The organism is Brucella rhizosphaerae (assembly GCF_002252475.1).
Lineage (GTDB): Bacteria > Pseudomonadota > Alphaproteobacteria > Rhizobiales > Rhizobiaceae > Brucella > Brucella rhizosphaerae.
This window is the reverse complement of sequence record NZ_NNRK01000022.1, coordinates 61088-75948: the sequence shown is the minus strand read 5'-3', so window position 1 is coordinate 75948 and position 14861 is coordinate 61088. Positions and strand designations below refer to the sequence as shown.

The following is a 14861-nucleotide window of genomic DNA, read 5'->3' as shown; positions in this document are numbered from 1 at the left end:
CGGAGGGTCCTTTTTTATGGGACAGATATTTTTAAGATTTTATGGGAGTTCTCGATGGTTCGCGGAATTTTATTGGCAGGCGTTTGTCTGGTTTCGCTCAGCAGCGCTTCGTCAGCTGCAATCGTACTTAATCGTGGAAATGACATGGATCCATCGACGTTGGATCAACAACTAACCACCACAGTTCAGGAAGACCGCGTTTTAAAGGATCTGTACGAAGGGCTGGTTGCTCAGGACAGCAAAGGCAAAGCAGTGCCGGGTGCCGCCACCTCATGGGAAATTTCGCCCGATGGTCTCACCTACACATTTCATATGCGTGAAGATGCCAAGTGGTCCAATGGTGATCCTGTAACGGCCGGTGACTTCGAGTTCTCCTTTCGCCGCCTGATGGACCCAAAAACTGCAGCTGGCTATGCCAGCGTCTTTTATGCGATCAAAAATGCGGAACAAGTCGCGACCGGTCACATGTTCGTCGATCAGTTGGGCGTGAAGGCTTTGGATGAAAAGACGCTTCAGATTGCCCTGAACGCCCCTACTCCATATTTCATTGAACTGCTGACCCATAACACTGGTTTTCCAGTCAATCCCAAGGCCGTAAAGGAATTCGGATCGAAGTTTAGCCAGCCGGGTCACATGATCAGCAATGGCGCTTATGAGCTTATTAGCTTCAATCCCAACGATAAGATCGTCATGAAGAAAAATCCCTGCTACTGGGATGCTCGGAATGTTCAGATCGATCAGGTGAACTGGATGCCGTTTCAGGATCGTTCCAGCTGCATGCGCCGGTTCGAGGCGAAAGAAGTGGATATCTGCTCCGATGTGGCCGCTGAGCAGATGGATTATGTGAAGAAGAACTTCGGCAAAACCTTCCGTCAGGCGCCTTTGCTCGGTGTTTATTATATCGACATCAAAGGTGAGCCTTCCAGTAAATTGCGTGACTCACGTGTCAGGCAAGCTATTGGCATGACGATTGATCGCGATTTTCTGTCCCAGGAAGTATGGCGTGGAACAATGCTGCCCGCTGGTTCAATGGTACCGCCCGGCATCAATGATTACGTGAAAGACGCGCCGCAGTTAGATTACGCCAAACTGGATATTCTGGATCGACAGGACGAGGCAAAGAAGCTTCTTGAAGAAGCAGGCGTTGCTCCCGGAAGCCTTTCGGTGGTTCTGAAATACAGCACATCAGAAAACCATAAGAATACGATGGCGGCGATTGCCGACATGCTCAAAGATATTGGCATCAGCGCTACGCTCGATGAAGCCGATGGTACGACCTATTTCAATTATCTTGAGCAGAAAGGCATGTTCGACATAGCACGCGATGGTTGGGTTGGGGATTACAATGATCCGAACTCATTCCTCTCGCTCTTTACGAGCAACAGCTACTTCAATTACGCACAATGGTCGAACAAGGACTATGACGCGCTGATGATGAAATCAGCCATCACGCCGGACATCGGAGAACGGGCAAAAATTCTCGCCGATGCTGAGAAGATATTGCTTAAAGGCGGCGCTTCTATACCCCTGCTCTATTATTCATCAACCGCATTGGTTGCCGACAAAGTCAAAGGCTACGACGACAATCTGATGAATTCGCACGCCACGCATTGGTTGTCGATAAAAGGCTGAACAAAAACAGGAACACCCTTAGAGCGCCGTGCGCCCGCAAGTGCACAAAAGGACGCTCTGAAATTTAAAAGGCTGCATAGTTTTCTTAAATCGGGTCCGATTTAAATATTATGCGGAAATGGGATTTGCCGGACCGGTTCAATGCGGTCCGGCAAAGAAGGGAAATAAAAATGCTGGGCTACACGCTCCGACGATTGGGTAGTGCAATACCCACGATTTTTATCATAGTGACGTTGACATTCTTCCTTATAAGACTAGCGCCCGGTGGGCCTTTCGATCTGGAGCGTCCGATCGACCCGCTAATTCTTGAGAACCTCAAGAAAGCCTATAATATGGATGCGCCGCTGTTTCAGCAGTATCTGATTTATCTGGGCAATCTGCTTCGCGGAGATCTTGGACCAAGCTTCACACGTCGCGATTTTACGGTGAACGACCTGTTCGCTTCTGGTCTGCCGGTTTCGATCATGCTTGGTGCTCTGGCGCTTAGTCTGGCGGCAGTTATCGGAACATTTCTGGGTACAATTGCAGCGCTGAAACAGAATTCTTCCATCGATTATTTTGTTGTTGCGCTTGCAACTTTCGGCATCACCACCCCAAATTTTGTTGTAGCACCCCTTCTCAGCCTGTTGTTTGGCGTCATTCTCGGTTGGGTGCCTGCAGGCGGCTGGTCTTCTGCAAATATCACTTACTGGATATTGCCGGTGTTAACCCTGGCATTGCCGCAGGTTGGCGTAATCGCGCGTCTCGTGCGTGGTGCAACCATCGAAGCACTGCGAGCCAATCATGTTCGCACAGCCCGTGCTTATGGTTTGCCGGCACGCGTGGTCGTCGGCGTTCATGCCTTGCGAGCGGCGATGTTGCCAGCTGTTTCCTATCTTGGACCTACCGCTGCCGCACTCCTCACAGGCTCGGTCGTCGTTGAGACGATCTTCGGTATTCCCGGTATCGGCCGCTACTTCGTGCAGGGTGCTTTGAGCCGCGATTACACGATGGTTATGGGCACTGTGGTTGTGATTTCCGTCTTTGTCGTGGTGTTCAATCTCATCGTCGACCTTCTTTATGCATGGCTTGATCCGAGGGTTCGCTATGACTGATCTGACCGTACCGACCGAAACAGCGCAGCTTTCGACTGTTAAAAGCCGTTCGCTTTGGCAGGATGCATGGTTGCGTCTGCGCAAAAACAAGGCAGCTGTTACTAGCGCCATTGTCCTCATCGTGCTGGCTCTTGTGGGCATTTTTGGCCCAATGGTCAGCCCGCATCCTTACGACAAAATCTATCCGCAGTTTGTGCGCGTAGCACCAAGTTTGGAGGCCTATCCGCGTGCTGATACCATCATGCCGGGATTGGAACGCGAACTTGCCCGCGCCCGTCTCAATGCGTCGACCGAGCCGGAACTGACCGGCAATAATATCGTGGTTGACTTCACCGCACAGCGCCCGACTGATGAGCGTGTCTTGCGTTATTTTCAGCGTTCTGACCTGTTCAGCAATCCGAAGATCGAACTTGCTGCAGATGGACTTTCTGGCAAGCTGACGCTGAATGTCGCGCGTAATTATTTCGTACTTGGCACCGACAATCTCGGGCGCGATCTGATGACGCGTATCTTCATCGGCGTCCGCATGTCGCTCGCCATTGGCCTGCTGGCTTCGGCAATGGCTCTGGTGCTCGGCGTCGGATATGGCGCAGTATCAGGCTATCTTGGCGGACGTGCCGACAATGTCATGATGCGGCTTGTCGATATTCTCTATTCGCTGCCTTTCATTTTCTTCGTGATCTTGATGCTCGTTTTCTTTGGGCGATCCATATTCATTATCTTTATCGCCATTGGCGCGACGGAGTGGCTTGATATGGCGCGTATTGTGCGTGGGCAGACATTGAGCCTCAAGCGGCAGGAATTCGTGCAGGCGGCGGAAGCACTCGGCGCGACACGGCGGGGCGTCATCACACGACATATTATTCCAAACGCGCTCGGACCGGTCATCGTTTTCGTGACGCTGCTGGTGCCGAAGGCAATTCTGCTTGAAAGCCTTCTATCGTTCCTCGGCCTCGGCGTGCAGGACCCCCTCACCTCGCTTGGACTTCTCATCTCGGAAGGAGCTCAGAATATGCGCGGCGCGAGCTGGCAATTAATCTGGCCTGCCGCAACCCTCACTATCATCCTGTTTGCGCTGAATTTCCTTGGCGATGGCCTGCGTGACAGCCTTGACCCGAAGGATCGCTGAGATGACGAACGAAAACATTCTGAGCGTGCGCGATCTGCGCGTTACCTTTGATACAAATGATGGACCAGTTGAAGCTGTGCGCGGCATCAATCTTGATGTCAAAGCTGGTGAGACGGTCGCTATCGTGGGTGAATCTGGTTCTGGTAAAAGTCAGACAACCATGGCGATGATGGGTCTGTTGGCCCAGAACGGCAAGGCAACCGGGCAAGCGCTTTATCGCGGACAAGACCTGATTGGGATGACCGATAAGGCGCTCAACAAGATACGCGGCGCAAAGATCACGATGATCTTTCAGGAACCGATGACCTCGCTTGATCCGCTTTATCGTATCGGCGATCAGCTGGCCGAACCGCTGCGTTATCATCGTGGGATGAGCAAGAAGGAAGCGCGCCCACGTATTCTGGAACTGCTTAAACTGGTTGGGATTCCAGAACCGGAACGCCGCATCGACAGCTATCCATACGAGCTTTCGGGCGGACAGCGTCAGCGCGTGATGATTGCAATGGCGCTTGCCAATGAGCCGGATGTGCTGATTGCCGACGAGCCAACGACTGCGCTCGACGTCACCATTCAGGCGCAGATACTCGACCTGTTGGCAGATCTGCAAAAGCGGCTCGGCATGGCCGTGGTCTTCATCACCCATGATCTTGGAATTGTCCGCCGCTTTGCTGACCGGGTTTATGTCATGCGTTATGGTGAGGTGGTTGAAACCAACGAGACAGACAAGCTCTTCACCGCGCCTGAGCATCCTTACACAAAGATGCTGCTAGATGCTGAGCCAGAAGGCGAAAAGCTCTCACCGCCTGATCAGGCACCGGTGCTTATCCGTGCTGATAATGTGAAGGTCAATTTCCTCATAAACAAGCCATGGCTTGGCGCGGCAACCTATCTCACAGCCGTCAACGATGTTTCGTTGACCCTGAAAGAGGGCCAGACCATCGGTATCGTTGGTGAATCTGGTTCCGGCAAGTCCACACTTGGTCGTGCCATCCTGCGCCTTCTGCCTTCCGAGGGGCGGGTCGCCTATCTCGGAAAAGAGCTTCCGCATGAATCGCAGGCAATGCGGCCAATGCGCCGTGAACTGCAACTCGTGTTTCAGGATCCATTCGGCTCGCTGAGCCCACGCATGACTGTGGGGCGTATCATTACCGAAGGGCTTTTGATCCATGAGCCGAAGCTGTCGGCGAAAGAGCGCGACCGCCGGGCTTGTGAAGCGCTCAGGGAAGTCGATATGGATCCGGCGATGCGCAATCGTTATCCGCACGAGTTTTCTGGTGGCCAGCGTCAGCGTATCGCGATTGCCCGCACCATGATCCTTAAACCGAAGGTGATCGTACTCGATGAACCGACAAGTGCGCTTGATCGTTCGGTTCAGAAGCAGATCGTCACGCTATTGCGCGACTTGCAGAAGGATTATGGCCTTTCCTACATCTTCATCAGCCATGACATGGCGGTGGTCCGTGCGGTATCAGACTACGTGATTGTGATGAAGAACGGTAAGATCGTAGAGCAAGGCGATACGGAGCAGGTCTTCGATAATCCGCATGAGGATTATACCAAAGCACTAATGGCGGCGGCACTCAGCGAAGAACGTTTTGGAACCGATTGATAGATCTAAATTAGCAATTGAAAACGGGGCATTAGCCCCGTTTTCTTACAATGAAATATAACTCTAAAATACAAGCGATCGGTGAGCCGAGACACCAGCGGTAACACCATCTGAAACAGACCATGCAACACTGTGTGCACCGCGTGAAACATCGCCAGCTGCATAAATTCCTGCAACATTGGTCGCTTTCATTTCGTCAGTCTTGATCACCTTGCCGAGCGGCATGTTTTCAAGCACACAGCCGAATTGTTCGGCTATGGAACTATTGAGCCGATTGCGGGGAGCAATATACAGAGCCTCCGCAAAGGACATGCGACCATCAGCCAATTCGATCTCTGACAGAGATGTTCCTGCACCTCGTAAGCCGACCACCTTGGTGGGTTCAATTTTTATGCCACGTTTTTCAAGATCTGCAAGCGTAGCCGCATCCGGTTCATCTCTACCATTCAGATAGAATGTTGTGGGTCCCCATTCTGCGATCAGCATGGCTTGGTGGACAGACACAGGCGAAAGATTCAATACACCCAGTTATCTTCCGCTGAATTCGTAGCCATGGCAATATGGGCAATGGATAACCGAATTGCCCCATCGTTCAGCAAGCCCCGGAACATCAGGCAGCTCGTCCGAGATGCCAAAGGCAAAAATGAGCCTGCGTCCGTGCACCGTCTCGCCCGTATCGAGCTGGATTGAAAAATCATCAAGCTCCCCGGCCCCGCCAATGGCTTTTCCCTGAGTCAGTGCGACAGCGGGATAGGCCTGCACTTGAGCCCTTGCTGTTTCGAGCATTGCTGCCGGATTGCTTCCGTCCTGTGCGAAGAAACCGTGCGAATGTTCGGCAAACCGATTACGGGGTTTGCCTGCGTCAATCACCTGAACAGACCGTCTGCCGCGCGCGATATAGGTCGCAGCGGTAAGGCCGGCAAAGCTTCCGCCGATAATGATGGCATCATGATGCGTCATGCGCTGTCTCCAGATCGAATGTAGCGCCACGTTCGAGCGCACGTTGATGGAAGTCTTCACTCAGCATGGCGAGTGTCACTTCGCCAAAGCGTGTCAACAAAAGGTCTTCGGCGTCCTGGAACGCTTTGTTCAGCGAGGCATTAACTGCCTGCTCAACAATGCATCCGGGCATTTCAGTACGATTGCTCATGGCAAGGAGCGAAGGGCTTCCGATGGCATCATAGATGTCGCGCAGCGTGACTTTTGACAGATCACAGGAAATCTCCCAACCGCCACCGTGGCCTTTTTCGGAATGAACATAGCCTTGCTCACGCAGGCCGCCCATGACACGGCGGACAACAACAGGATTGGTGCCCATTGCTTTGGCGAGCACCTCGGAAGTCACCGGCTTCTGATATTCGGCCATGTGAAGGAGGACGTGCAGAACGCCTGATAACTTGCTATCTCTTTTCATGTAACTTTATATGTTACGAGTCCTGTTGAATGTCAAGAGGCGCAAAAATTGAAAGCAATTTTCGGGAAGTTGCGGAAAAACTTTGTGCTAAGATCGCTCCATGAACGATCTTTTTTCCAGTCTCAAAACACGTGAAGATCTTGCAGACGGTGCCGTACTTTTACGTGGATTTGCTCTCGCGGACGACAAGGATATCATCAGTTCGATGGGAGTAGTCGCCGATGAAGCGCCTTTTCGCCATATGATGACTCCTGGCGGCTTCCGAATGTCTGTGGCCATGAGCAATTGTGGTGCATTCGGTTGGGTCACAGACCGACGCGGCTATCGTTACAATCCAGTCGATCCAGAGACTGACAGGCCTTGGCCTCAGATGCCGGATGCATTGCTGAGCCTCGCTGAAACTGCCGCACAGGAAGCGGGTTATACCGATTTCTCACCCGATGCCTGCCTTATCAATCGCTATGAGCCTGGTGCTAAGATGTCTCTGCATCAGGATAAGGACGAGAAGGATTTCACCAATCCGATTGTGTCCGTCTCGCTCGGCCTTCCCGCGACATTTCAGTTCGGTGGTTTGCAGCGCAGTGATCCAGTGCGCAAACTTGTGCTGCATCATGGCGATGTCGTCGTTTGGGGCGGCCCATCAAGACTGTTCTATCACGGTATTCTGGCGCTCAAAGATGGCGAGCACCCACAACTCGGGCGATATCGCTACAATCTGACATTCAGAAAAGCGCAATAGTCGAAATGCAACGGGGAACGTTCTTATAAGGACGCCCCCCCCCCGACTGCGATATGTTTTAGTTGAAAGCGCCACCGTCACTTTTGCTTTCGGGGCGCTCTTTGGCAACTTTCTCACGGTAGCCGCTCGCTCGATAAGCTGAAATCGGCTCGATTGCCCCACCCGTGCGACGACGCGCTTCGGCCAATATCGGTTCAACATCAGTCCGATAAGCACGTTTCAGCGTGTCTGACGCCATAAGTGCGTCGTTTTCCTGCTGATAGGTTTCCAGCGCCTCGCGATCTACCAACAGTGCTTGCGCATAAGCGCGGCGGATTTCGTTTGCTGAAGAGATAAGGCTTTCCAGCGGATCGGTCACATTATGCGACTGATCGATCATGTGGGCAGGATGAAAATCCTTTACACCGCGATAATCCGCATCAACCAACTCATTGAAAACAAGGAACAACCGATAAGGATCGATAGATCCCGCATCGAGATCGTCGTCGCCATACTTGCTGTCATTGAAATGAAAGCCGCCGAGTTTTCCAAACTGCATCAGCCGCGCAACGATCATTTCGATATTCGTGTTGGGTGCGTGGTGCCCAAGATCGACCAGACATTGCGCTTTCGGACCAAGTGTGGTGGCAATGAGATAGTTGGTTCCCCAGTCCTGCACGACCGTCGAATAGAAGGCAGGCTCGTACATCTTATGCTCGGAGAATAAGCGCCAATCGTCCGGTAGCGCCTTATAAATCTCTCCCATCGAATGCAGATAGCGCTCAAAAGCGCGGGTGAAGTTCTGCTGGCCCGGGAAGTTTGAGCCATCACTAAGCCAAACCGTCAGCGCCTTTGAACCGATCGCATTTCCAATTTCGATGCACTCAATATTGTGTTCAACGGCCTGCGCGCGGACTGCCGCGTCCACATGCGTGAGCGAGCCGTATTTATAAGAATGCTGCTGATCGGCGGAATCCGCAAACGTATTGGAATTCATCGCATCAAAGCCCAACCCCAAGGCAGCAGCATGTGCCACCAGCTTCTTCGGATCGGCCTTATCCCATGGAATATGCAGCGAAACATTCGGTGTTGCGCAAGAGAGTTCGTTGATGACGGCGCAATCATTGAGTTTGTCAAAAATACCGCGTGGTTCACCGCGCCACGGAAAACGACCGAAGCGTGTGCCGCCGGTTCCCGTACCCCATGACGGCACGGCAACAAAATACTTCGCGACTTTTTCGGTGATCTTTTCGATTTCAATGCCGCGACGAGCAAGTTGTTCGCCAAGCGCTTGATAATCACTCTTCAAAGCGCCTTCGTAACCGGAATTATGCTCAGCAATGAAATCTGCTGCAATACGTTGTTCGGACATGGTTCCTCCCAGAATGCCCTCAATTTCTTGGATAAAAGGCAGGAAGGCAAGATCGCCTCACCCACCTTTCAATTATCAGCGCGGAAAGCTTTGCTGGTTGCCTGCGTCAACATTGATGATGTTGCCAGTCGACTTGGCTGAAGCGTCGCTTGAAAGGAAGTAGATGGCTTCTGCGATATCTTCTGGCAGCACATTGAGCTTCAACAGTGAGCGCTTGCGGTAATGCTCTTCAAGTTCGGTAACGTCGATCTTGGAGGATGCCGCACGTTGCTCACGCCACTCACCGTCCCAGATTTTCGAGCCGCGCAAGACGGCATCAGGATTGACGACATTAACCCGGATACCAGCCTCCGCGCCTTCAAGCGCCAGACAACGTGCCAGATGAATTTCGGCAGCCTTCGCCGTGCAATAGGCAGATGCACTGGGTGACGCGGCAAGACCGTTTTTGGATGCTACGAAAACAACATTGCCACCGATTTTCTGGCGGCGGAACAGCCGGAAAGCCTCGCGCGAGACGAGGAAATAGCCCGTTGCCAGAATATCGATATTGCGATTCCACATCGAGAGCTCTGTCGCCTCGACTGGTGCCGAGGATGCAATGCCGGCATTGGACACCAGAATGTCGATACCGCCGAGTTCAACGCTTGCTTCAGTGAAAGCGCTTATCACGGCCTTTTCATCCGTCACATTCAGCTCCACGCTGCGCACCTGATCCGAGCCGAAGCGTTTCGATAGATTATCATGAGCGGATTTGAGCGATCCTGCATCAATATCCGCCAAAACCACGCAAGCACCCTCTCCTGCAAGGCGTTCTGCGGTCGCGTAACCGATGCCACCTGCTCCACCGGTGATGAGAGCAATACGCCCCGCAAGGCTTTTTGGCTTTGGCATTCGCTGGAGTTTTGCTTCCTCAAGCAACCAATATTCGATGTCGAAGGCTTCTTGCTCCGGCAAGCCCTGATATTCCGACACAGCGGATGCGCCGCGCATGACATTGATCGCGTTGACATAGAACTCACCGGCTATGCGTGCGGTGGCCTTGTCGCGGGCAAATGACAGCATTCCAACGCCGGGGATCAGGAAAATTACCGGGTTTGGATCGCGCATTTTGGGCGAATTATCGCGCTTGCAGCTCTCATAATAGCGCGTGTAATCAGCGCGATAGGCTTCCAATGCGGCTTCCAGTCCGTCAACAACACGATCCACATCAGGCTTGGCTGGGTTAAAATCGATTACCAGGGGACGAATTTTTGTGCGCAGGAAGTGATCCGGGCAGGATGTGCCAAGACGCGCTAGCGGCTGAAGCTCTTTCGCATTTACGAATTCAAGTACGGCATTCTGATCGTCGAAATGACCAAGTTTGCGCTCGCTGTTTCCTATGAAACCACGAATCTCAGGCATAAGACGCGCTGCGATGGCGCGACGCTCCGCTGCGTCGAGGCTTTGCGCGACTGCTCCGCCAAAAGCGGCTTTGCCATCCGTCCTCTGATCAAGCCATTCTATAGCTTTGTTGATGATAGCAAGGGTTGTTTCGTAGCAGGTTTTTGCATCATTATCCCAGGTGAAAAGTCCATGACTTTCAAGGACTACGCCCTTTGCCTTCGGATTTGACTTCACGAATGCTTCGAGGTCAAGGCCAAGCTGAAAGCCCGGTCGGCGCCAAGGAAGCCAACCAATATCGTTGCCAAATATCTCGGCCGTCAGTTCGCGAGAGTTCTTAGACGCGGCGATCGCGATGATCGCGTCCGGATGCATGTGATCGACATGGGTGAATGGTACGAAACCATGCAGTGGCGTATCGATGGAAGCGGCGCGTGGATTGAGGTTGAAGGTGCAGTGCGGAAGGAATCCGACCATGCGGTCTTCATCTTCTACACCCTTGTAAATACCCTTCAGTGCATCAAGCTTGTCCTGATAAAGCGTGGCAAAGCCATCAAGCTTGATCGTGCCAACATCGCCGCCGGACCCTTTGACCCAGAGAACCTGAACCTTCTGGCCTGTCAGCGGATCAATTTCCTCAACCTTTGCAGACGTATTGCCGCCACCATAATTGGTGATGCGCTTGTCGGAGCCAAGGAGATTTGAGCGATAAAGCAATTTGCCCTGCTCATCCAGCTTCGCTGCCTTGGCATCATCCCAGCGGTTATCCAAAAGCCTGCTTTGGGCCACCATGTCATCCTCCCGTTTTATGGTGAAGACCTGATTGCGCACTTTCTTTTTCGCGCACAAACGATCATGTTGGCGACAGATATGGCGTAATGTGCAAATTAATGTCAATCATAAATGATCAAAAGTACGCAATACTGTTCTTATTTTGCATGGATGTGATTGTTTATGATTGACACTGAGCGTATTTATGTTTGATACAAGAAAGTAGGAGGAGCTATGCACGAAAGAGAGCGCCACCGTATTATCCTGAGCGCAGTTCAGGAAAAGCCGGTGATCACCATTCAGGATCTGGTGGAATTGACGGAGGCGTCCGAGGCGACTCTTCGGCGCGACATTGCATCGCTTCATATGCAAGGCCGTATCAAGCGGGTACGTGGTGGCGCGGAAGCCATTCATCCACCGCAGCTTGGTAGTCTTGCTGGCCGGCCATTTAAAGTATCGGAAACGGAAAACACCGACCGCAAGCGCGCAATCGCTCGCGAGGCTGTGTCGCTTTGTGAGGAAGGTGACAGCATCATCATCAATGGTGGTTCGACCACTTTTCAGATGGTGCATTATCTCGCCGCACGTCGACTACAGGTGCTGACCAATTCCTTTGCAATTGCGGAACATCTTCTGCGCCAATCCAAAAGCACAGTTATCGTGCCCGGCGGCGCTATTTATCGCGATCAGAGCCTTATTCTGTCGCCCTTCGACAATGACGTGATCCGTAATTTCTACGGTCGGCGTATGTTCATGGGCTGTCAGGGCGTCAGCCCTCTCGGCGTGATGGAATCGGACGCACTGATTATTCAAAGCGAACAAAAACTGATGGGCCAGGCAGACGATATTGTTCTGATGGTTGATTCATCGAAATTCACCCGTCGCTCCAGTCTTATTCTCTGTCCTCTCGACCGTATCAGCACACTGATTACTGATGACGGCATTTCGGACGAGGCGCGGCGGATGGTGGAAAATGCAGGCATCAAGCTCATCGTGGCTCAGGTTTCTGCGAATGCCGGTAAAGGCAGCGAACGGGGGGAAACCACGGAAGTAGCCTGAACCGGATTTATCAATCTTAATGTTCTTAATCGGGAGGAATAGGACATGAAACTTTTCAAGAAACTGGCAATGAGTACAGCATTGGCTGTTGCCTTCATGGCGACAGCTGCACAGGCTGCCGACATGAAGATCGCACTTGTTGCCAAATCGCTTGGCAATGGCTTTTTCGAAGCTGCCAATAAAGGCGCACAGGAAGCCGCCAAGGAACTTGGCGGCGTTGAGGTCATCTACACAGGCCCGACAACAACCACAGCCGAAGGCCAGATCGAAGTCATCAATTCGTTGATCGCTCAGGGTGTCGATGCAATTGCCATCTCGGCAAACGATCCGGATGCAGTGGTGCCAGCTCTTAAAAAAGCAGCACAGCGTGGCATCAAGGTTATCTCATGGGATTCCGGTGTCGCTGCCGAAGGTCGCATTGTTCATCTTAATCCGTCGTCCAATGATCTGATCGGCAAGATGTGCCTGACGCTTGCGGCACACCATCTGCCAGATGGCAAAGGTGACTTCGCAATCCTGTCAGCAACGACCACCTCGACAAACCAGAATATCTGGATTGACGAGATGAAGAAGCAGCTCAAGGATTTTCCGGGCCTCAATCTCGTAACCACCGTTTATGGTGATGACCTTGCCGACAAGAGCTATCGCGAAGCGCAGGGCCTCCTCACCTCCAATCCAAATGTGAAGGTGATTGTCGCGCCGACCACCGTTGGCGTGCTTGCAGCCTCGCAGGCAGTCAAAGACGCAGGCAAGATCGGCGATGTTTACGTGACCGGCCTTGGCCTTCCATCTGAAATGGCCGGCGCCATCAAATCGGGTGCGACCAAGGAATTTGCGATCTGGAACCCGATTGATCTTGGCTATTCTGCAACGCAGATTGCCTATCACCTCGTAAAGGGTGATGCAGATGGCAAGCCTGGCTCGGAAATCGAAGCTGGCCGCATGGGCAAGATCAAGATTGGCGAAAACGGTGAAGCGGCGATGAGCGATCCGTTCGTTTATGATGCTTCGAACATCGACGCGTTCTCCAAGGTCTTCTGATTTCAGATTGAAACTTGATTGAGGTTGGCGGTGTCAGGCAGCACCTGACATCGCCATCATCTTCCGAATTTATTTCAGGTATTTCTGATGAATGCAGCTTTGCAAAAAAGCGGGCAATCGACCTTGTCTGCGGGGCCTGCTGACGGAACAGTTCAACCGTTGCTGGAAATGCGCGGCATCGCCAAGACATTTCCTGGCGTCCGCGCGCTAGATAATGTCAATATTGCGCTTTACCCCGGCAAGGTAACTGCACTGATTGGCGAAAATGGTGCAGGCAAATCCACCCTCGTTAAAATCCTGACCGGGATCTATCAGCCTGATGAAGGCGAAATCCTTATCGACGGCAAAGCATTGCATTTTGCGACCGCGCAGGATGCGACCAATGCGGGCGTTACAGCAATTCATCAGGAGACAGTACTTTTCGACGAATTATCTGTCGGTGAAAATATCTATCTTGGTCATTCGCCGCGTACAAAACTTGGTTTTGTGAACTGGACTGCCGTTTATGCGCGGGCACAGGCCCTGCTCTCCTCACTTGAAATCACTGTGGATGCCCGCATCAAGCTCAAAGAGCTTTCGATTGCACAACGACATCTGGTGGCCATCGCACGTGCACTGTCCGTTGATGCTCAAATTGTTATCATGGACGAGCCAACGGCAGCACTTTCGCGCAAGGAGGTCGACGATCTTTTTCGGATCGTCGAGCGCTTGAAGGCGCAAGGCAAAGCGATCCTGTTCATCAGCCACAAGTTTGATGAAGTTTATGAAATTGCCGATCATTATGCGGTGTTCCGCGATGGTTGTGCAGTTGGGCACGGACTTCTCTCTGAAATGAATGAGAAAGAAATCGTCCGGCTGATGGTTGGACGTTCCGTGGACAAAGCTTTTCCCAAGCAGGACGTTGGGCTTGGCGACACAGTTCTCAGCGTAGTGAATTATTCGCATCCGACCGAGTTTCGCGACATTTCTTTCGATCTTAGGCGCGGCGAAATCCTTGGCATTTATGGGCTTGTCGGTGCAGGTCGCTCGGAGTTTGCACAATCATTGTTTGGCATGACAACACCATCTGAGGGACGCGTAACCTTAGAAGGCAAAGAAATCAAAATACGCCGCTCCGGCGAAGCCATTGCGCACGGCATTGTCTATGTGCCTGAAGAACGCGGGCGGCATGGCGCAGTTTTGCAAATGCCAATTTTCCAGAACGTCTCCCTGCCCTCGCTCGGACGCACCTCGCGCAATGGGTTTCTGCGCATGGCGGAAGAGTTCAAGCTCGCGCGTAAATATGCCGAGCGTTTTGATCTGCGTGCCGCAGCATTATCCGTACCTGTCGGAACGCTTTCCGGTGGCAATCAACAGAAGGTCGTTATTGGCAAATGGCTTGCGACCAATCCTAAGGTCATCATTCTCGATGAGCCGACCAAAGGCATCGATATCGGCTCCAAAGCCGCCGTTCATGAATTTATCAGTGAGCTCGCTGCCGAAGGGCTCAGCATTATCATGATTTCATCAGAACTACCTGAAATCATTGGAATGTCGGATCGTGTCATGGTCATGCGCGAAGGCTTGATGGAAGGTATTTTTGATCGCGCAGGGCTTGATGCAGAAGTGCTGGTGCGTGCTGCTACGGGGAATGCGGAATGAA

Annotated in this window: 11 protein-coding genes and 1 pseudogene; 8 read left to right on the top strand and 4 right to left on the bottom strand. The window is 52.3% G+C overall.

Translation table 11 applies throughout. The features are described from left to right. The first annotated feature begins 54 nt into the window (after nucleotides 1-54). From CEV32_RS06015 to CEV32_RS06000, 4 genes are all read left to right on the top strand, one after another. Entirely contained in the window at nucleotides 55-1632 is a 1578-nt protein-coding gene (locus CEV32_RS06015) for a peptide ABC transporter substrate-binding protein (RefSeq protein WP_094575161.1), read from the top strand. Between the two features lie 170 nt (nucleotides 1633-1802). Beyond that, the gene (locus CEV32_RS06010; RefSeq protein WP_094575159.1) at nucleotides 1803-2726 is read left to right on the top strand and encodes an ABC transporter permease; all 924 of its coding nucleotides are present in this window, start codon (nucleotides 1803-1805) and stop codon (nucleotides 2724-2726) included. Then, the gene (locus CEV32_RS06005) at nucleotides 2719-3855 is read left to right on the top strand and encodes an ABC transporter permease (protein WP_094575156.1); all 1137 of its coding nucleotides are present in this window, start codon (nucleotides 2719-2721) and stop codon (nucleotides 3853-3855) included. Before CEV32_RS06010 ends, CEV32_RS06005 begins: the two co-directional genes overlap by 8 nt. 1 nt (nucleotide 3856) lies before the next feature. Next, nucleotides 3857-5464, top strand: a complete 1608-nt coding sequence (locus tag CEV32_RS06000) for an ABC transporter ATP-binding protein (RefSeq protein ID WP_094575152.1) — start codon at nucleotides 3857-3859, stop codon at nucleotides 5462-5464. A gap of 63 nt (nucleotides 5465-5527) precedes the next feature. Here CEV32_RS06000 and CEV32_RS05995 read toward each other — a convergent pair. Continuing rightward, nucleotides 5528-6424: pseudogene (locus CEV32_RS05995) on the bottom strand (NAD(P)/FAD-dependent oxidoreductase). Further along, nucleotides 6411-6878 (bottom strand): Rrf2 family transcriptional regulator, encoded by a 468-nt coding sequence (locus CEV32_RS05990; RefSeq protein WP_094575148.1) that lies wholly within the window; start codon nucleotides 6876-6878, stop codon nucleotides 6411-6413. Before CEV32_RS05990 ends, CEV32_RS05995 begins: the two are co-directional and overlap by 14 nt. Nucleotides 6879-6978: 100 nt before the next feature. Between CEV32_RS05990 and alkB the strand changes: the two genes are divergently transcribed. Further along, nucleotides 6979-7617, top strand: a complete 639-nt coding sequence (gene alkB / locus CEV32_RS05985) for a DNA oxidative demethylase AlkB (protein WP_094575145.1) — start codon at nucleotides 6979-6981, stop codon at nucleotides 7615-7617. 58 nt (nucleotides 7618-7675) lie between these two features. On the opposite strand, the gene rhaI is transcribed toward alkB, so the two are convergent. Both rhaI and CEV32_RS05975 read right to left on the bottom strand, forming a co-directional pair. After that, nucleotides 7676-8968, bottom strand: coding sequence for an L-rhamnose catabolism isomerase (gene rhaI / locus CEV32_RS05980; RefSeq protein ID WP_094575141.1), 1293 nt, complete (start codon nucleotides 8966-8968; stop codon nucleotides 7676-7678). A gap of 75 nt (nucleotides 8969-9043) precedes the next feature. Continuing rightward, nucleotides 9044-11140: a bifunctional rhamnulose-1-phosphate aldolase/short-chain dehydrogenase gene (locus CEV32_RS05975; protein WP_094575137.1), complete on the bottom strand. Its 2097-nt coding sequence runs from the start codon at nucleotides 11138-11140 to the stop codon at nucleotides 9044-9046. Nucleotides 11141-11353: 213 nt separating this feature from the next. On the opposite strand from CEV32_RS05975, the gene CEV32_RS05970 reads away from it, so the two are divergent. The 3 genes from CEV32_RS05970 (at nucleotide 11354) to CEV32_RS05960 (ending at nucleotide 14860) form a co-directional block, all read left to right on the top strand. Further along, entirely contained in the window at nucleotides 11354-12178 is an 825-nt protein-coding gene (locus tag CEV32_RS05970; RefSeq protein WP_094575132.1) for a DeoR/GlpR family DNA-binding transcription regulator, read from the top strand. Between the two features lie 45 nt (nucleotides 12179-12223). Then, nucleotides 12224-13219, top strand: a complete 996-nt coding sequence (gene rhaS, locus CEV32_RS05965) for a rhamnose ABC transporter substrate-binding protein (RefSeq protein WP_094575127.1) — start codon at nucleotides 12224-12226, stop codon at nucleotides 13217-13219. A gap of 87 nt (nucleotides 13220-13306) precedes the next feature. After that, nucleotides 13307-14860 (top strand): sugar ABC transporter ATP-binding protein, encoded by a 1554-nt coding sequence (locus CEV32_RS05960; RefSeq protein WP_094575122.1) that lies wholly within the window; start codon nucleotides 13307-13309, stop codon nucleotides 14858-14860. Nucleotide 14861: the final 1 nt, after the last annotated feature.